Source organism: Neorhizobium sp. P12A, assembly GCF_008365395.1.
Taxonomy (GTDB): domain Bacteria; phylum Pseudomonadota; class Alphaproteobacteria; order Rhizobiales; family Rhizobiaceae; genus Rhizobium.
Window position 1 is genome coordinate 127,219 of record NZ_QOVX01000008.1, and the last position, 16,942, is coordinate 144,160.

Consider the following 16,942-nt stretch of genomic DNA (forward strand, 5'->3'; position numbering starts at 1 on the left):
TCACTTTTCGTCTTGTTGATAGAGTACGAAAGATACCTTTAAGCCGAATACTGAGAACGATGTCCCTAAGCCCCATTGATCAGAAGATCGTCTCCGCGCTGGAAGCAGATGCGCGTCTATCCTTTGCTGCCCTTGCCGAAGCGGTCGGCCTGAGCAAGACGCCCTGCTGGAAGCGGGTAAAGGCCCTGGAAGAGGCCGGCGTCATCCGCGGATATAGGACCATGCTTGATCCCGCGCAGCTCGGCTTCGGGCTGGAAGCCTTCGTCCAGGTCTCGATCGATTTCGAGCTGTCGGAGGCGTTCGAGGCGGCCGTTCGCAAGCATCCCCTAATCTGGCGTTGCCATGCCACAACGGGCGACGCCGACTATCTGCTGCATGTTCTTGCCGCGGATATGGGAGCGCTTGACCGGCTGCTGCGCCAGGAGCTTAGCCGCCTTCCCGGCGTGCGCCGCACTGTAACCTCGATGTCTACCCGAGAAATCAAGAACGATGTCTCCTTCGCTGAAGCCGCACGGCATGTTGGCGATGGGAAAGCGCGCTGACGGGACTTTACGGATTGATCGGATGAGGTGATTTTCGGCTGCGCCCGAATCGAGCCACCGGGGCCTCGATCACCGTGCACAGGAATATCTTATGCCACTCTACATTAAGGATGACTCGATCGATCGGCTTGCGCGGCGGTATCAGATCCTCACGCAGTCACCGTCCAAGACCGAAGCTGTCCGTCGCGCCCTGCAGAAGGCGCTTGAGGAAGAACTCGCAAAGCCGACCCTGGAGGATGTTATTGTCGCATTCTGCCGCGATTTGAAGCGCAAGGCAGGCGCGGATAACAGAGCCTCCGCCGACGACGTTAGCGGCTCCGGAGAAGCCTGATGTTCATCGACGCTTCCGCGCTCATGGCGATGATGACCGATGAGGATGAGGCGCGTCGCCTTGCCGTCCGCATGCAAGCTTCAACCACCCGTATGATCTCGCCCCAGGAGGTTGCCGAAACGGCAATCGGCATCACGGCAATCCTCGGATTGGCCATCGAGGAGGCGAGTACCGCAGTGCGAACTTTCCTGCAACTTGCCAACATCCAGCTTCTCGCCGTTCCGCCGCGCGCAGCGTTCCTCGCTGCGGAAGCGTTTGCCGCCTATGGCGAAGGTCGGCATCCGGCCAATCTGGGCCTCGCTCAATGCATGACCTATGCCTGCGCGCGCTACTATCGGCAACCCTTGCTCTGCAGGGCCGAGGCCTTCGCCTTGACAGATATCGAGCGGGCATAAGCTGCCTATGCTCGATCGCTATCGACCATCGAAAACAACGGGTGATGCAAACAGACCCCCGCCAAACGACCCGCTTGATCGATCGGTCTCGACGAAAAACACCATAATATCATTGGCATCAACGCCTGCTTTCACAAGGTTCTCCACCAATTTCACGACCAGCTTCTTCTTTCTGGAGATCTCGGTCCCTGTCGATATAAGAACCTCGATCAGCAGCAGTTGATCGGTGCGTGGTTTGGGCAGGGCCGGATAGTGTGGATCCACTCTCAAATCACCGGAGTCGAGAGCAAGAAAACGCTGGAAAAAATCGTCTTCCGGATACCCCGCGGCGATGGTCGCCGCATGGATAGCCCTGGAAAGGCGATCCTTCTCGGGGGCTGACCGGCTTGACTTCATTGTCACGGTGAAAATAGGCATTGGAGCTATTCCTCGATAGACATCTAGCGCGCTCAACCGAGCCGCCACCTCGAATATCGACGAACGTGACCGTTCAGAAAATCAATAAATATCGAACCGTTGGTTCTCAAATCCGGGATAGTTCGATCACCGGCCCGCAGTTCATCCGCATCGCGTCACCCGGCAGAACATACCCAGGTTCGGGGAATTCCGGTGGACCGAGGACTTGGCAAAGCGCAAGCTTGGCTTTACGCCAGAGCTCGCCCCGTTTCGGGATCGAAGAGATGCGCCACATCCTCGTCGAATGACAGGATCAAGGGGGTGCCTTCCCTCACGCCCGTTCGTGGCGGCAGGCTGGCCATGATCCGCTGCGTGCCGACAAGCGCGGTAACGACCAATTCGGGACCGGTCAGCTCCGCCACATCAGCGCGTGCCTCAAGCGACAGTCCTTCACCGCCAAGCCGCATCGTCTCCGGGCGGACACCGAGGATGAGCTTCCGTCCATCCGTGGCAAGATCGCGGAAGCGGGCGGGCATCGGCAGGCTGGCCGAAGAACCCACGATCTGCAACCGACCATGCCCAACCGTCACCTCAAGCATGTTCATCGGCGGAGCGCCAACAAAGCCTGCCACGTAGAGAGTTGCCGGCCTGTTGTAGATTTCCTCCGGCGTTCCGAGCTGCTCGATACGCCCGTCGCGCATGACGGCGATGCGGGTTGCGAGCGTCATTGCCTCGATCTGGTCGTGGGTCACGTAGACCACTGTCGTCTTCAGCATCTGATGCAGGCGCTTGAGCTCCGTGCGGGTCTCCATCCTGAGCTTGGCGTCGAGGTTCGACAATGGCTCGTCGAACAGGAAGACCTCCGGTTTGCGCACCAGTGCCCGACCAATCGCGACACGCTGGCGCTGACCGCCAGAAAGTTGGCTCGGCTTGCGGTCGAGCAGATTTTCGATCTGCAGCAGGGCCGCGACCTCGCGCACGGCCTTGTCCCGCACGTCCTTTTGCACGCCGCGCATCTCGAGGCCGAAGCCGATGTTGCGGTGGACGGTGAGGTTCGGATAAAGCGCGTAGGACTGGAACACCATCGCGATGTCGCGATCCTTCGGGTGTACGCCGAGCACAGACTTGCCGCCGATCATGATATCACCGGCAGTAGCCTCTGCAAGGCCGGCAATGATGTTCAGCAGCGTGGACTTGCCGCAGCCGGACGAGCCGAGAAGCACGAGAAATTCGCCACTCTCCAGTGAGATGTCGATACCTTTGAGGGTCTCGACGTCCCCATAGGTCTTGCGGATATCGCGGATTTCCAGTGCACTCATCGCACGGCCTCTCCATTCTTCAGTGACAATGGGCCGCCATAGTTGCGTGGCAGGGTGGAGATTGCCTGCGAGGCAATGCGCGTGCCGGCTTCTAGGCAGAGAGACAGCGGTTCACCGGCCGCAAGTGCCGCGAGGAACCCGGCATTGAAAACGTCGCCAGCGCCGATGGTGTCGACCACCGTTACCTTCGGTGCCGCAACCGACACCAACGTTCCATCAGCATCGATGCCGATCGCGCCATCCGGGCCGCGCTTGACGACGACGATTGCGCCTTCAGGCATATGTCGTTTCAGCGCGTGCGCGGCATCGACCGGGTCGCTGAGGCCGGTCAGCGTCGTCGACTCCACCTCGTTCATGATCGAGCAAGTGCTGCGCGCGAGCCAGCCGCGCGTTGCCTGCTTGTTGGCTTCCGTCCAGCCATCCAGTGGCCAGCCGGTATCGAGCGCAACGGCAATGCCATTGCTGTCGGCCCAATCGAAGAACGCGGAATAGTCGGCTGTGAAATCGTCAGTCAGAAAGCAGCCGCAAAGTAGCGCATAGCCTCCCGCAAGGCGCTCGCCATCGAGAACGGTAAGGACGTCAGTCAGTGAAAGACGTGGGAGGTGGCCGCGGGTGGTGAAGAAGGTGCGTTCGCCGTCCGGATGCGTGATGCCGACGGAAAGCGTCGTCCCCTCGGGGCGCTCCGGCCATGTCTCGGCATGCGCGTCGAAGGACTGACGCAGCCAGCGCCCGAATTCGTCGGAACCGACATTGGCCGCAATCTGGAAATCCACGCCCAGCGCTTGCCAGGCGAGCGCGCTATTGCCCGCGGCGCCTCCAACTCGCAGCTCGTCATGGTCGACAATGATCTCGGTGCCGGCCTTCGGCCACGGCTCTGCCGGTCCTAGAATGAGATCGACGTTGACGTTGCCGATGACTGCAAGCGGGCGCATTCACTCGCTCCGGGTGATCTTGGTGGAACGCACCGGCGTTCCCGCATTCTCGACACGCTGATCGGCAAAGGCGATCATGAAACGCTGTGCGACCGGCAGCATGGCGAAGATCGCCGCCATTCCCGTTGCGGGCTTGAAGCGGATGGTCATCGTTCCCGCAGCCGGCTCCTCGCCGGAGGAATCGAAGACGACGACGGGTGCGCCAGCTTCGACGACCGAGACCGCCATGGCGGTTACCAGGCTTGCCGTGTGATCCTTGCCTCTGAAGAGGACGACGCCGATCTCGGGACCAAGCATTTCCATCGGCCCATGGCGCAACTGCCCGCCTTCGAGCGAGAAGCAGGGGCGGCGGGACAGTTCGGTAAGACCGAGCGCCAGAGCTTCCGCGACACCCTGCAGACGACGGCCCGAGGTGACGACGGTTGCGACATTGGCAAAGGCTGCGAGCGCGCCATCGATATCTGAGGTCTCCGGCACATTGAGAGCGGCGAGTGCTGCTGCCGGATCCTCGCCGAGTTCGGCAAGGACGGCGAGATGCAGCGCAAAGGACACGGTGAGGCTTCGGGTCGCGGCAAAGGCGAGCTCCGTACCACCGGCACCGACCAGTGACGGGGCAGCCTTGGCCAGCGAGGAGCCCCCTTCAAGCGTCAGGCCGAACGTATCCTTTGTGCCGCCGCCAATCTCTGCGAACCATCTCAAGACTTCGGCACTTTCCCCGGACTGTGAGGTGACGAGGATCGTGCGCCCATCCAGCAGCAGGGGTTGCCCGAGTTGCTCGGAAAGGGTGACGGCGATCGCTTCGACGCCGAGTGCGCGGTACAGGGGCTCGACGGCGCGACTGACCGCATGCGATCCACCCATGCCAAGCAAGAGAAGACGGCCGGTTTTCTTCAGGGAAGCAGCAATGGTCTTGGCCATATCGCCAGCGCCCTCATAGGAGGCGATGGCATCAGCGTGCTGGCGCGCCATTTCACGGTCGATGGCAAGAAGCCCCGCCGGGCGGTTATTGTTCGAGCTCATGGTCATCCCTTGACGCCGCCGCTGGTCAGCCCCGAGATCAGGGCCTGTTGCATGACGAGACCGATCACCACGGGCGGCAGGGCGGCAAGCACGCCCGCGGTCGCTATCAGTCCGTAATCGGAAACACGGCCGCCGGCGAGATCCGCAATGGCGACGGTGAGGGTCTTCGCGCGCTGATCCGAGGTAAAGAGCAGCGCGTAGAAGAATTCATCCCAGGCAAGCAGGAAGGCGAAGAGCGCCGACGTCGCCATGACGGGCGCTGCCAGGGGCAGGGTGATGATCCGCAGCGTGGCAAACAGGCTGGCGCCGTCGATCATTGCAGCGGATTCGATCTCGCGCGGAATGGAATCAAAACCTGATTTCATCAGCCAGGTCGTGAAGGGGGCAAGGATCGTCAGGTAAACCAGCGCCAGCCCGAAGACGTTATTGAGCATGCCGAAATAGGCAAGCGTCATATAGAGCGGCACGGCCAGCGCCACCGGCGGCAGCATGTAGGTCGCGATCACCATATAGAGCGACCAGCCGACGGAGGGCGTGCGGGAGACCGCCCAGGCGGAAGGAATGGCAAGCGCGATTGCCGCGATCGTTGCCATGCCTGATACCTCGATGCTGTTGACCAGCGACGAGGTGAAAGCCGCGCCCGCACTGTTTTCCGCTCTGGAGAGCAACACACCATAGCGCGAGAAATCGACAGCCTGCGGCCACCAGTGCAACGGCTTGGCGGCAAGATCGGCGGCAGGCGAAATGCTCATGACGAAGAGCCAGACAAGCGGCGCCAGGATGACAGCGGCGAGCAGCAGGGCGCAAACGTAGATGAAGGCAGTAAAGATCGGGTTCTTGCGTTCCATCAAGCGGCACTCCCTGCAGTCTTGCGCACCAGTGCGGCATAGGCAGCGGCAAGCACGGTGACGAGCAGCGTAACGATCAGCGCCAGCGAAGCGCCGGATCCCGCGCGTTGGAAGGAAAACGCCTCCTGATAGACCAGGATGGACAGCGATCGCGTGCTGTTGGCAGGGCCGCCACGGGTCATGACCCAGATGATGTCGAAAACCTTGAAGGCCTCGATGGTGCGCAGCACCAGCGCCACCATCAGCGGTCCGGCTAGATAGGGCAGGATCACGAAGCGGAAACGGTTGAACGGTCCGGCGCCGTCGACCAGCGAAGCGGCCGTTATATCGCGGGGAACGGCCTGCAGCGCTGCGAGCGCAATCAGCGCCACCAGCGGGAAATTCTTCCAGCAATCGGCCACGATCAGCGAGACGAGGGCAGTGCCCGGCTCCCCGAGCCAGGATCGGTATTCGCCGATGATACCGAGCTGGGTCAATGCGGCATTCAGCGCGCCATATTCAGGATTGTAGATCAGGCGCCAGAGGGTGGCGTTGACCACTGTTGGCAGCGCCCAGGGCAGGATCATCAGGCCGCGCAGGATGGTGCGCCCCTTGAATTCCTGATTGAGCAGCAGGGCGGCAAGGACGCCGAGCACCATTTCGGCAAAGACCGAGGCGATGGCGAATTCGGCAGTGGTAATGAGGGTCCGCTGGAAATTCGAACCGGAGATCATCTTCACGTAGTTGTCGACGCCGACAAAACTGCCTGCGGTCCCGACCAGCTTGGCATCGGTGAAGGAGAGGCCGACCGTGTCGACGAGTGGCCAGCCGATGACCGCGATCATGACCACCAGGAGCGGCAGCATCAGGAGCCAGGCGCGGGTCGTCATCCAGGTGCCGGACATCAGCGTCTCTTCTTGTTCTTGGAATTGCGGAGAAAAGTCCGGGCGACGGAAGGCCGCCGCCCGGCTTGTCGAGATCAGAGGCCGCTATTGTCGGCTGCGGTCTTCAGCGCGTCTTCAGGCTTTGACTGACCGAGGAGCGATTCCTGGATCGCCTGCTGCAGGGCGGTCGAGAGCTCCTGATACTTCGGCGTCGTCGGACGCGGGAACATTGCGGCAAGCGCATGCTTGGCGGCGCCGATCAGTTCTTCCTGGCCCTTGGTGACAGCCGGATCGTCATAGGAGGTTGCCCAAATCGGCAGGCTCAGCTTGGCATACTGGTTCTGCACCGGCTGCGAGGTCATGAAGGTAATGTACTTCCAGGCCTCATCCTGATGCTTGCTGGTTGCCGTGATGCCGAGGCCCATGGAGCCGTTGACTGCGGAAACCTGGCTCTTGCCATCGACGCCGGGGGCAGGCACGACGCCGACCTTGCCGGCAACCTTGCTGTCCTTCGGGTCATTCGCCATGTTGTACATGTAGGTCCAGTTCAGAGCGAAAGCAGCTTCGCCATTTTCGAAGACCTTGCGAACATCCTCTTCCAGGAATTCCTTGGAGTTCGGATTGGTCAGGCCCGATGTATAACTGGAGACCATGTACTTCAGCGCGTCGAGACCGCCGCCGTTCTGGAAGTCCGGCTTGCCGTCCTTAAGGAAGTCTCCGCCGTAAGCGCTGACCAGCGTTGCGTAATCGCAGATCGCGGCTTCCGCCTGCGACCAGCTCCAGGCGATCGGCGTGGCGAGCAGGCCCTTGTCCTTGATGATCTTGGCATCGGCGCTCAGTTCGTCCCAGGTCTTCGGCGGGGCGGTGATGCCGGCTTTCTCAAGGATTTCCTTGTTGTAGAAGAGATACTTCGTGTCGAGGATCCACGGCATGCCGTAATATTTGCCGTCATACTGAACGGTCGTCCACGCGCCCGGCAGCACGCCCTTCTTCATCTCATCGGTAATCTTGTCCGAGACGTCGACCAGCACCTTGTTGGTCGCATATTCGGCCGGCCAGATGACGTCGAAGAGAGCAACGTCATAGCCGCCGCCGGAGCCTTGCGCCAATACGGTCTTATCGTGCAGGCCTTCGTAAGGGACGAATTCGAGATTGACCTTGATATCTGGATTGGCCTTCATGAAGGCGTCCGTCATGGCGCGAACATCGGCCTCGCTATAGGCCGCCTGGGCCATGAAAAGCGCGTTGAGCGTTGTTTCCGCGTGGGCATGCGTGGCAAAGGACGCGCCGATGAGGGCAGCACCCAAAAGCGCGTTGCGTGTCGATTTCAACATTCCTACCTCCATTGACTGTTTATTGTGATGTCGCCCGCTGCCAGCTCATCGCGGCATCGGGATCTCGGGTTGGCGCCGCGTCGAGACGCGGCACCGCCATGCGTATTGGAGCGTTGAAACGACGTCGGAAACCTTGGACCTCGCCGTCTGCGTTCCCCGGAACTCTGAACGGTTCCTTATTAAGTCAATTGCATTGACTAATTTCTTGTTCAATATTCTAATCAAGTCAAGAGGGATTTCAGCGGTCGACCGAGATGAACGATATCCGCCCCATCCGGGCCAAGAGTGGTACCAATCAGGAAGGCACCAGCGCCCATAATCGCCGGGTGATGATCGACGCTTTGCGACTGAACGGTTCCCTTTCCCGCGCCGATCTTTCCCGCGCAACCAAGCTTACAAAGCAGACGGTCTCCAATATCATCGAAGAACTCGAAGGTGATGGTCTGGTCGTTTCCCTGTCAGCGGTGCGCAAGGGCAGGGGGCAGCCTTCGACGCCCTATCGTCTGGTCCCTGAGGGTGCGTTTGCGATCGGCCTCCAGATCGACCGCTATGTGACGCGCGCTGCAGCCGTCGATCTGGTCGGCACGGTATTGGTTCGTGCCGAAGCAAACCTGCCGCTCGACGGTCCGGCAAGGGGTGTCAAAGTCATCCTCGACCTAATTGAGGGCGTGCGCAAGGAACTAGCTGTGCTTATCCTGCAATCGGAGAAGCGTCTGGTCGGCCTCGGTGTCGCCATGCCCGGCCCGTTCGGTCTTGAAGCCCCTGAAGACGATCCGTGGATGATGGCGGCCTGGCAGAACTTTCCACTGCTGGAGACGCTGGCAGCCGGCACGGGGCTCGATGTCGGGCTGCAGAACGACGCTGCCGCGTCTGCGACCGCCGAACGAATGGTCGGCGCTGCCCATGGGCTTGATAATGCCGTTTGTCTTTATCTCGGTTACGGTATAGGCGCGGGCCTTATTCTCAATGGCGAACTCTATAGCGGAGCAAATGGAAACGCCGGCGAGATCGGCATGGTACTCTCGCCGCCGGGCAGCAAGGGTAGAGAGCGACAGACGCTGGAGCATCGAGCGTCGTTCGCCTCGCTTTACCAACATATGAGTTTCGATCCGGCAGACCCGATGTTGCGTCAAAAACTGACGGTCGCAGTCGAAACTGCCGATCCCTTGCTAAAAGACTGGATTGAGGCCGCAGGCGTGGATTTACGCTGGAGCGTGCAGATCATCGAGACGATCTTCGATCCGGAGACGGTCATTCTGTGCGGAAGCGCTCCTGAGCCGCTGGCGCGTCGGCTGATCGAAGCAATGCATCCACTGCTGCCGTCAATTGCCGAGCGACGGACAAGGAGGCTGCCGCGACTTCAACTCGGCATGACGGACCCTTGGGCGGTGGCACTTGGCGCCGCCGCCGAACCCATCAGCCGAGCCTTCGACCCTCGCTTTTCGGCAATCCTTAAAACCCGGACGAACAGCCTGGCCTAACGCCTTTGCCGCTCACCCTATTACGGGCAAGGCATGGACATATCAAAGGTGCTTGTTCGCATCCCGACTGTGTTGGGACCGGAGTCGCACAGCATCCGATGCTGACTGGAACTGGTCGTGCCATCATTGCTGTTTGTCAGGCTGCCCGTCACCATTGGGTCCAAATTGATTGTGCCGTCAGGGAGAATGGCATCCTTCGAATGATCGGTGCCGCTGCCAATCACCGATTGCACACGAGAGCCCTTGAACATTTCCGTCGTATGCGTCTTGTGAGTGTTCTGCGCCACGACCGTCGTCGCAACGCCCATTATCAAGGCGGATACCGCGAGGGTTCTAAGAAACATGATCATTGCTCCTACCACCTGGGATTAATCCCCAACCGGGATTAATTGGCGTAAACGCTGGATCGCGCTTTATGTTCCGCGGCAATTCGCAATAATATGCTTTTGAACACTCTCCGGAAATTTGATCTATGACGGACGGCATTTCTGTATCGAATCAGGTCAAAAATTGCAGACTTTCCATAGGCAGTTCATATGATGGTATTGCTGTCACAACATCAGCCACATTTGTCGAGAACACCATGAGTTCCACAACATGCCCCAGGCCTTCGGAAGAAGGTATTCTGCAGTTTCTGGATGTCTGCGACTCCTTCTACCCAGCCGACGCGGTGAACGCCTCCATCGAGCAGCAGCGGCAATGGTATGATGCCTTGTGTGCGCGTTTCGATCGTTCGCTTCCGGAAAGGATGGTCGTCGAAGATTCGATCATCGCCGATGTTCCCGTCCGATCCTATCGTCCTGCCACGTTGCGCAGTTCCACGCTCCTCCTCTATTTCCATGGCGGCGGATTCGTCGTCGGTTCGCGGCAGAGCCATCACGCCATATGCGCCGAGATCGCTGATCATGCCGGAGCAGAGCTCGTATCGGTTGACTATCGCCTCGCGCCCGAACATCTCTGGCCGGCACAGGCGGATGATTGCTTCGCCGTTTTGAGAGAGGTTCTGAGGGACGGCCGCCGTGTCGTCCTGATCGGCGATAGCGCCGGCGGCAACCTTGCGGCGGGGGTGGCTGTCCAGGCGAAGAACGATGGCCTCAATGGCATCGTTGGCCAGGTGCTGATCTACCCAAGCCTCGGCGGTGATTTGATTTCCGGTTCCTACGAGGAAATGGCGGATGCTCCGGGGCTGACAACGTCAGATGTCGCCTACTACCGCCAGCTACTCGGGGCGCCGGAAGACAATCCGATAGCGATGCCGCTTGCCACAGAGTCCTTCGCCGGCCTCCCGCCTGCCTTTATCAGCGTTGCCCATTTTGATCCCTTGCGTGACGATGGTCGGATCTATGCCGGCCGGCTTGCTGCCGCCGGTGTCGAAGTCTGGTTTCGCGAGGAGCCGCAGATGGTGCATGCCTGGCTGCGAGCGCGTCATATGAGCGAAGGAGCGCGCATCGGGTTTCGCGCCGTCTGCGATGCCGTCAGCTATTTTGCGGGAGCTTTATGAGATGGCTGGGATCACGGATCTCTCGATCCTTCTGAAGACGATGGAGCCCAACCTTTCGCCGCTGGAATTCGTTTATTGCAGCGTTCCGACCGAGGACTTTACAAACTATCTGACCCTGAACCCGCTTTGCGTTTTCCACGAGGCCGAGGGCACGACGCTGATCCTGCCGATAGGGGCCGCGAAAGATCACGGCTTGCCACACAGCGCGCCGCTCAGATGCATCACGCTGACCGTGCATTCGGCGCTTGAGGCTGTCGGACTGACTGCGGCTTTCGCGGCGGCACTGACCCGGGAAGGGATCAGCGCCAATGTTGTTGCCGGCTATTATCACGACCACATCTTCGTCCCTTCGGCCGACGCCGAACGGGCAGTCGCTGCGCTGAAGGCGCTTTCGGCGTCTACATGAAGTCGCGCGGAATGGTTTTGACGAATGTCTTCTCGAAGATCTGCTCCTCGCTTTCGTAGGCGACGACCGATCCGCCGACCCGCCAGTCCGTGGCCGTGCAGGTGATCGTCGCTGTGCTTGCTGTGCGGACGGACCAGCCGGGCCGTTCCATTTCGCAGGTCCAGACCGAAACACCTCTCATCGAAAGTGGATCGTCGGGCGAAATCGACCACACCTCGTCGCGTCGCTGGCGTGTCGAGAGCCCCGTGCCTGGATGCTCGAAAAGCCCGGTGTCTTCGTGAATACGATAGTCCGTACGGTTGGCCGAGAGATCACGCATGATCTGGCGTCTCGTCGCAGCGGGCTTGTGCTCGATATAATGCGGTAGCGGATCGGGATTCTCCGGCTCCTTCACTTCGATCGCGTCATGCACGCAAAGCTTCGGCAAGCCAAGTCCAATGGACGCGATATCGATCGTAAGGCCGGGATCGGTCGGTGCGGGAAGGATCGTCGGCCAATAGGCAGTGGAAAGCGAAAGCCGGATACGGTGCCCCTCGCCAAACCGGTAGCCACAGGCGTCCAGAACAAGACGGATCTGCGTCTTCTCACCGGGCTTCATCGGGGTCGGTTCGGTATTACCATCGCGATGGGCGAGGTTCAGCACGCCATAGGAGACGCGTGTCGCGGTGCCATCGGGGTGGACATCGACCAGGCGGGCGCAAAGATTGGCAATCTCCGCTGTGCAGCTGAGCGTCACTGTCACCACCGGCCGTCCCAAATAGTCCTGCGCTTGGGCGAGCGGTGCAGTCTGGAATGTCAGCGAACCGGCATCGTCGATACGCTGGTCGATCGCGAGTTCCGCATCCGGTTTCAAGGTGAACCATTCGCCGGATGCGGTCCCGGTATCCAAAGGCGACTTGATATAGACATCATGCGCCGGCGCATGTGGGATCGGCATCCCCTCCATCAGCGTCCCGAACTGCTCAACATAGAAGCACCGCATCTCCGGCTGCGTCCAGGCGTCCTTGGCAATCCAGAAGCCCGGATCGCGGTCACGCCTCGGTGCCGGCCTTACCGCGTCAAGAATGTAGGCTCGAACCTGCGGGCCTTCCTCGATGCCGTTTTCCTCTCCGCGTAGCCAGCGGTTCCACCAGCGGATCGCTTCGCCGTGGAAATCCGCTCGCGGCTTCGGCCAGGCGAAATGCGGATATTTATGGATCCATGGTCCGATCAGCGCCTTGGCTTTCTCGCCAAGCCCCTCTGCGGCGGAAAGCGGCGTGTTGCGATAGCCGTCAGCCCAGCCGGCGATAACGAGAGCAGGGACCTCCAGGGCAGAGAAATCCTCCCGGATCGAGCCATGCTTCCAGAAATCGTCGCGGCGCTGATGGGAAAGCCACTCCTCCATGAAGAACGGCTCTTTCTCCAACCGCTCCAGCCACATCTCCTTCCAGCGTTCTCCAACGATCTCGGGATCGGGGGCGCGGGACTGATAGGCAAGCATGGTGGCCGCCCAGGAAAGCTGCGCCGACAGATGGCAACCATTCTTGTAATGAATGTCGTCGTTGTAACGGTCGACTGTGGAGGCAATCGAAATCACTGCCTTCAGTGCAGGGGGCCGAAGTGCGGCGACCTGAAGGCAATTGAACCCACCCCAGGAAATGCCCATCATACCGACGGAACCGTTGGACCAGGGCTGTTCCGCGATCCAGGCAATCAATTCGCAGGCATTGGCAAGTTCCAGCTCGGTATATTCGCCATCGATGACACCATCGGATTCGCCGGACCCCCTGATATCGACCCGCACCCCGGCAATGCCGGCGGCCGCAAAGACGGGATAGGTGGATTCGTCGCGGACACTGGTCCCGTCACGCTTGCGATAGGGCAGGAATTCAAACACCGCCGGCACCGGATCGACCTCGGCATTGTCGGGCATCCAGACACGCGCCGCCAGCCGCGTGCCGTCCTTGAGCATGATCCATTCGTTTTCGATGACGGTGAAGCTGCGGTCAGTCATTGTCAAAATCCATGTTCCATTACACCTGTCGGTCCCGAAAGACCGCTTGGTCAATTTCCGGCACTGGCCATCTTTCGCGTCGTGAGCACCTTCTCAAGCCAACCGATTTCCATTTCGGGAACGGATTTCAGCAGAAGATCGGTGTAGTCGTCGAAAGGCGGAGAGAGCACTTTCGACTTTGGCCCGAAGCGTACCAATTTGCCTCGATGCATCACGGCAACCGAGTCCGCGATAGCGCGGACAATGGCGATGTCGTGGGTGATGAAAATATAGGAGAGCTGCTGCTCTTCCTGCAGCCGCATCAATAGCTTGAGGATGCCTTCTGCAACCAGTGGATCAAGCGCCGATGTCGGCTCGTCGCAGAGGATCATCTCCGGATTGGCCGCCAGTGCTCTGGCAATCGCAACGCGCTGCTTCTGGCCACCGGAGAGTTCGGCGGGATAGCGATCGACGAAGCCGTTGCTCATTTCGATATGTTCGAGCAACTCCTTCACCCGCGCTGTCTTCGCCGCGCCCCGCAAGCCGTAATAGAAGGTCAGCGGTCGGCCGATGATGTCACGCACCGTCTGGCGGGGGTTCATCGCGGTATCAGCCATTTGATAGATCAGCTGGATACGACGAAGATCGTCGTTCGACCGGCCCTTCAGTGCCTTGGATAACGGCTTGCCGTCGAATGAGAGGGTACCCTGCAACGGTGGCAGAAGCCCGGTGATGACGCGGGCGAGCGTCGATTTTCCGGAACCGGATTCGCCGACGACGGCAAGCGTCTGTCCCTTCGGCACATGCAGCGAAATGTCAAACAAGACCTTGAAGCCGTTGGGATAGCCGGCGGTGACGTTCTCCACCTTCAGCAGGGCCGAACTCTGGTCGGGAGCCTCCTCACGCTTGTCCTGACGGACATTGACGAGGGCCCTCGTATAATCTTCGCGAGGCGCCTCGATGATCTGTTGCGCGGTACCGTATTCCACTCGTCTGCCGTGGCGCAGAACCATGATGTCGTCGGAAATCTGCGCAACGACGGCGAGATCATGGGTGATGTAGAGCGCCGCGGTATTGGTCTCCTCAATCGCGTGCTTGATGGCGGCGAGCACGTCGATCTGGGTCGTGACGTCAAGAGCGGTGGTCGGCTCGTCGAAGACGATGAGCTCGGGATTCGAGCAGAGCGCCATTGCCGTCATGGCGCGCTGCAGCTGGCCACCGGACACCTGATGGGGAAAGCGATCGCCAAAGCCCTCCGGATTGGGGAGGCCGAGGACGCGGAACAGATAGAGCGCCCGCTTCTTCGCCTCTTCCTTGCTCATCAGGCCGTGCTTGACTGACGCTTCGATCACCTGGCCGCCGAGCTTGTGAGCGGGGTTGAATGCAGCAGCGGCCGACTGCGCGACATAGCAGACGCGGGCGCCGCGCACCTTGCGAATGCCTGACTTGCCGAGGGTCAGGAGGTTCTGCCCGTCGAGCAGCACTTCGCCGCCGGTGATCTCGGCACCGCCACGACCATAGGCGAGGGCAGAAAGGCCGATGGTCGATTTGCCGGCGCCTGACTCACCGATCAGCCCGAGCACCTTGCCTTTCTGGAGATCGAAGGAAACGCCGTCGACGATGGTCACCCGCTTGGGCGGCTCGCCGGGCGGATAGCTTGTCGCCTCGATCTTCAGATCACGAACCGAAAGAAGTTCAGGCATCGCCGCGTCCTCCCTTGAGGCTGGATGTCCGTTTCAGGAGCCAGTCGACCACCAGATTGACACAGACGGCGAGCGCCGCAATGGCGGCGCCAGGCACGAGTGCAGCCGAAACGCCGAAAATGATGCCGTCCTTGTTGTCCTTGACCATGCCGCCCCAGTCGGCCGCCGGCGGCTGGATGCCGAGGCCGAGGAAGGAGAGGGTCGAGAGGAACAGAATGGCAAAGGCGAAACGCAGGCCGAACTCTGCCAGCAGCGGCGACAGCGTGTTCGGTAGGATCTCGCGAAAGATGATCCAGACCTTGCCTTCGCCGCGCAGCTTCGCGGCCTCCACGAACTCCATGACAGCGACATCGAGGGCGACGGCGCGGCCGAGGCGATAGACGCGGGTGGAGTCGAGGATCGCCATGACGAGGATCAGCACGATTAGGTTCTGCGGCAGAACCGCCAGCACGACCAGCGCAAAGATCAGCGTCGGGATCGACATCATCAGATCGTTGAAGCGCGAGAAGATAAGGTCGATCAGGCCGCGGGAAACCGCCGCCGTGAAGCTGAGGATGATGCCGAGCGAGAAGGAGATGAGCGTCGCGCCGAGTGCGACGAACAACGTCGTCCGCGCGCCGTAGATCAGGCGCGAGAGGATGTCGCGGCCGAGATTGTCGAGGCCGAAGAAATAGTTGGCATCGGCCGGCGCCCAGACGTCGCCAAGAACCTGGGTCTCGCCATAGGGCGCAATCCAGGGAGCAAAGATGGCGCATATGAGTGCGAGAAGGATGCCGAGAATGCCGACCCAGGCAGTGATGGGAATATCTCTCAATCTCATCGCGGATGCCTCAGGCGTGGATTGGCGACGATCGCCAGAATGTCGGCCACCATGTTAAGGAGGATATAGACCGCGGCGAAGATCAGGCCGCAGGCCTGCACGACGGGCATGTCACGCACCGTCACCGCATCCACCATGTATTGACCCATGCCGGGATAGACGAAGACCACCTCGACCACGACGACGCCGACGACGAGATAGGCAAGGTTAAGCGCTACCACATTGATGATCGGCGCCAGCGCATTGGGTGCCGCATGCTTGACGATGGCCCGAAAGGCGCTGAGGCCCTTGAGCTCTGCCGTTTCCATATAGGCCGACGACATGACAGAGAGGATCGCCGCCCGCGTCATCCGCATCATATGGGCAAGGACGACAAGCACGAGCGTGGCGGTCGGAAGCGCAATCGCCTTCAACCGGTCAAGGAAATCCATGCCGTCGAAAACCGTGGCCGGAAAGGTGGCGACGCCGAATTTGACGGCAAAGAACATGATCAGCAGATAGCCGATGAAGAATTCCGGCAGCGAGATCGCCGCGAGCGAAACGACGTTGATGATCTTGTCTGGCAGCCGGTTGCGATAATGAACCGAGAGCATGCCCAGGCCGACGGCAAGCGGCACGGCAATCAAAGCCGCGAAGCCGGCAAGAAAGAGCGAGTTGCCCAAACGGTTGCCGATTTGCTCGCTCACCGAATTCTTGCTCGCCCAAGAGGTTCCGAAATCGCCCTCGACCGCATGCCCGAGCCACTGGAAATAGCGGGTCGTCACCGGTTGGTTGAGCCCCAGTTCCTCGCGAATGTTGGCGACGGCCTCCGGCGTTGCCGACTGGCCGAGATAGGTCGTCGCAAAGTCGCCGGGAAGCGCCTGGACGCCGCCGAAGATGAGGATAGACACGGCAAACAACAGGATGATGCTCAGCACCAGTCGTTCGAAGATGAGAAAGACGAGCGGAAAACGCTCGCGCAGTCTTCGACCTGGAAGGCCGCCGACTTCGACAGGATTGGCGACTTCTACGGGATTGGACATGGCAGGCTCGCCTCGCGCTGAAACAAACGGGGAAGGACCGCAGGCGGATCGCCTGCG

Annotated in this window: 18 protein-coding genes; 6 read left to right on the forward strand and 12 right to left on the reverse strand. The window is 60.4% G+C overall.

Annotated features, from left to right (window positions below; genetic code table 11):
• The first annotated feature begins 59 nt into the window (after positions 1-59).
• The 3 genes from DTW90_RS21900 to DTW90_RS21910 all read left to right on the forward strand — a co-directional run bounded on the left by DTW90_RS21900 (position 60) and on the right by DTW90_RS21910 (position 1,268).
• Positions 60-542, forward strand: coding sequence for an Lrp/AsnC family transcriptional regulator (locus tag DTW90_RS21900; RefSeq protein WP_132525726.1), 483 nt, complete (start codon positions 60-62; stop codon positions 540-542).
• 91 nt (positions 543-633) lie between these two features.
• Entirely contained in the window at positions 634-873 is a 240-nt protein-coding gene (locus tag DTW90_RS21905) for a type II toxin-antitoxin system VapB family antitoxin (RefSeq protein WP_132525728.1), read from the forward strand.
• Positions 873-1,268, forward strand: a complete 396-nt coding sequence (locus DTW90_RS21910) for a type II toxin-antitoxin system VapC family toxin (RefSeq protein ID WP_149340902.1) — start codon at positions 873-875, stop codon at positions 1,266-1,268. The genes DTW90_RS21905 and DTW90_RS21910 overlap by 1 nt, the downstream gene beginning before the upstream one ends.
• Positions 1,269-1,286: 18 nt before the next feature.
• Here DTW90_RS21910 and DTW90_RS21915 read toward each other — a convergent pair whose 3' ends face one another.
• The 7 genes from DTW90_RS21915 to DTW90_RS21945 form a co-directional block, all read right to left on the reverse strand.
• The gene (locus tag DTW90_RS21915) at positions 1,287-1,685 is read right to left on the reverse strand and encodes a tautomerase family protein (RefSeq protein WP_149340904.1); all 399 of its coding nucleotides are present in this window, start codon (positions 1,683-1,685) and stop codon (positions 1,287-1,289) included.
• A gap of 227 nt (positions 1,686-1,912) precedes the next feature.
• Entirely contained in the window at positions 1,913-2,983 is a 1,071-nt protein-coding gene (ugpC, locus tag DTW90_RS21920) for a sn-glycerol-3-phosphate ABC transporter ATP-binding protein UgpC (protein WP_132525734.1), read from the reverse strand.
• Positions 2,980-3,915, reverse strand: coding sequence for a PfkB family carbohydrate kinase (locus DTW90_RS21925; protein WP_149340906.1), 936 nt, complete (start codon positions 3,913-3,915; stop codon positions 2,980-2,982). Before DTW90_RS21925 ends, ugpC begins: the two co-directional genes overlap by 4 nt.
• Positions 3,916-4,935 carry an SIS domain-containing protein gene (locus tag DTW90_RS21930; RefSeq protein ID WP_149340907.1) on the reverse strand — a complete coding sequence of 340 codons (1,020 nt, stop codon included), beginning with the start codon at positions 4,933-4,935 and terminating at the stop codon, positions 3,916-3,918.
• Positions 4,936-4,937: 2 nt separating this feature from the next.
• Positions 4,938-5,783, reverse strand: coding sequence for a carbohydrate ABC transporter permease (locus tag DTW90_RS21935; RefSeq protein ID WP_149340909.1), 846 nt, complete (start codon positions 5,781-5,783; stop codon positions 4,938-4,940).
• Positions 5,783-6,667, reverse strand: coding sequence for a sugar ABC transporter permease (locus DTW90_RS21940; protein WP_149340911.1), 885 nt, complete (start codon positions 6,665-6,667; stop codon positions 5,783-5,785). Before DTW90_RS21940 ends, DTW90_RS21935 begins: the two co-directional genes overlap by 1 nt.
• 74 nt (positions 6,668-6,741) lie before the next feature.
• Positions 6,742-7,980, reverse strand: coding sequence for an extracellular solute-binding protein (locus DTW90_RS21945; RefSeq protein WP_149340912.1), 1,239 nt, complete (start codon positions 7,978-7,980; stop codon positions 6,742-6,744).
• Positions 7,981-8,234: 254 nt separating this feature from the next.
• Here DTW90_RS21945 and DTW90_RS21950 point away from each other — a divergent pair, with 254 nt between their 5' ends.
• Positions 8,235-9,461, forward strand: coding sequence for an ROK family transcriptional regulator (locus DTW90_RS21950; RefSeq protein ID WP_149340914.1), 1,227 nt, complete (start codon positions 8,235-8,237; stop codon positions 9,459-9,461).
• A gap of 20 nt (positions 9,462-9,481) precedes the next feature.
• Here DTW90_RS21950 and DTW90_RS21955 read toward each other — a convergent pair whose 3' ends face one another.
• Positions 9,482-9,805 carry a hypothetical protein gene (locus tag DTW90_RS21955; protein ID WP_149340916.1) on the reverse strand — a complete coding sequence of 108 codons (324 nt, stop codon included), beginning with the start codon at positions 9,803-9,805 and terminating at the stop codon, positions 9,482-9,484.
• A gap of 239 nt (positions 9,806-10,044) precedes the next feature.
• Between DTW90_RS21955 and DTW90_RS21960 the strand changes: the two genes are divergently transcribed.
• Together DTW90_RS21960 and DTW90_RS21965 are read left to right on the forward strand one after the other, a co-directional pair.
• Positions 10,045-10,962, forward strand: coding sequence for an alpha/beta hydrolase (locus DTW90_RS21960; RefSeq protein WP_149340918.1), 918 nt, complete (start codon positions 10,045-10,047; stop codon positions 10,960-10,962).
• 1 nt (position 10,963) lies between these two features.
• Positions 10,964-11,368 (forward strand): ACT domain-containing protein, encoded by a 405-nt coding sequence (locus DTW90_RS21965; RefSeq protein WP_132525750.1) that lies wholly within the window; start codon positions 10,964-10,966, stop codon positions 11,366-11,368.
• Here the strand turns inward: DTW90_RS21965 and DTW90_RS21970 are convergent.
• The 4 genes from DTW90_RS21970 to DTW90_RS21985 are packed head-to-tail and all read right to left on the reverse strand — an operon-like array spanning position 11,361 to position 16,885.
• Positions 11,361-13,361: a CocE/NonD family hydrolase gene (locus DTW90_RS21970; protein WP_149340920.1), complete on the reverse strand. Its 2,001-nt coding sequence runs from the start codon at positions 13,359-13,361 to the stop codon at positions 11,361-11,363. The two genes, DTW90_RS21965 and DTW90_RS21970, sit on opposite strands and share 8 nt — an antisense overlap.
• Before the next feature lie 50 nt (positions 13,362-13,411).
• Positions 13,412-15,043, reverse strand: a complete 1,632-nt coding sequence (locus DTW90_RS21975) for an ABC transporter ATP-binding protein (protein ID WP_132525754.1) — start codon at positions 15,041-15,043, stop codon at positions 13,412-13,414.
• A complete protein-coding gene (locus tag DTW90_RS21980; protein WP_149340922.1) occupies positions 15,036-15,863 on the reverse strand; it encodes an ABC transporter permease in 828 nt (275 codons plus the stop codon). Before DTW90_RS21980 ends, DTW90_RS21975 begins: the two co-directional genes overlap by 8 nt.
• Positions 15,860-16,885: an ABC transporter permease gene (locus tag DTW90_RS21985; RefSeq protein ID WP_149340924.1), complete on the reverse strand. Its 1,026-nt coding sequence runs from the start codon at positions 16,883-16,885 to the stop codon at positions 15,860-15,862. Before DTW90_RS21985 ends, DTW90_RS21980 begins: the two co-directional genes overlap by 4 nt.
• Positions 16,886-16,942: the final 57 nt, after the last annotated feature.

Coding starts and splice junctions, on each gene's coding strand:
- DTW90_RS21955 (WP_149340916.1), bottom strand. CDS start 9,805: ATGTTTCTTAGAACCCTCGCGGTATCCGCCTTGATAATGGGCGTTGCG.
- DTW90_RS21945 (WP_149340912.1), bottom strand. CDS start 7,980: ATGTTGAAATCGACACGCAACGCGCTTTTGGGTGCTGCCCTCATCGGC.
- ugpC (WP_132525734.1), bottom strand. CDS start 2,983: ATGAGTGCACTGGAAATCCGCGATATCCGCAAGACCTATGGGGACGTC.
- DTW90_RS21950 (WP_149340914.1), top strand. CDS start 8,235: ATGAACGATATCCGCCCCATCCGGGCCAAGAGTGGTACCAATCAGGAA.
- DTW90_RS21910 (WP_149340902.1), top strand. CDS start 873: ATGTTCATCGACGCTTCCGCGCTCATGGCGATGATGACCGATGAGGAT.
- DTW90_RS21905 (WP_132525728.1), top strand. CDS start 634: ATGCCACTCTACATTAAGGATGACTCGATCGATCGGCTTGCGCGGCGG.
- DTW90_RS21930 (WP_149340907.1), bottom strand. CDS start 4,935: ATGAGCTCGAACAATAACCGCCCGGCGGGGCTTCTTGCCATCGACCGT.
- DTW90_RS21940 (WP_149340911.1), bottom strand. CDS start 6,667: ATGTCCGGCACCTGGATGACGACCCGCGCCTGGCTCCTGATGCTGCCG.
- DTW90_RS21970 (WP_149340920.1), bottom strand. CDS start 13,361: ATGACTGACCGCAGCTTCACCGTCATCGAAAACGAATGGATCATGCTC.
- DTW90_RS21925 (WP_149340906.1), bottom strand. CDS start 3,915: ATGCGCCCGCTTGCAGTCATCGGCAACGTCAACGTCGATCTCATTCTA.
- DTW90_RS21980 (WP_149340922.1), bottom strand. CDS start 15,863: ATGAGATTGAGAGATATTCCCATCACTGCCTGGGTCGGCATTCTCGGC.
- DTW90_RS21975 (WP_132525754.1), bottom strand. CDS start 15,043: ATGCCTGAACTTCTTTCGGTTCGTGATCTGAAGATCGAGGCGACAAGC.
- DTW90_RS21985 (WP_149340924.1), bottom strand. CDS start 16,885: ATGTCCAATCCCGTAGAAGTCGCCAATCCTGTCGAAGTCGGCGGCCTT.
- DTW90_RS21915 (WP_149340904.1), bottom strand. CDS start 1,685: ATGCCTATTTTCACCGTGACAATGAAGTCAAGCCGGTCAGCCCCCGAG.
- DTW90_RS21935 (WP_149340909.1), bottom strand. CDS start 5,783: ATGGAACGCAAGAACCCGATCTTTACTGCCTTCATCTACGTTTGCGCC.
- DTW90_RS21965 (WP_132525750.1), top strand. CDS start 10,964: ATGGCTGGGATCACGGATCTCTCGATCCTTCTGAAGACGATGGAGCCC.
- DTW90_RS21960 (WP_149340918.1), top strand. CDS start 10,045: ATGAGTTCCACAACATGCCCCAGGCCTTCGGAAGAAGGTATTCTGCAG.
- DTW90_RS21900 (WP_132525726.1), top strand. CDS start 60: ATGTCCCTAAGCCCCATTGATCAGAAGATCGTCTCCGCGCTGGAAGCA.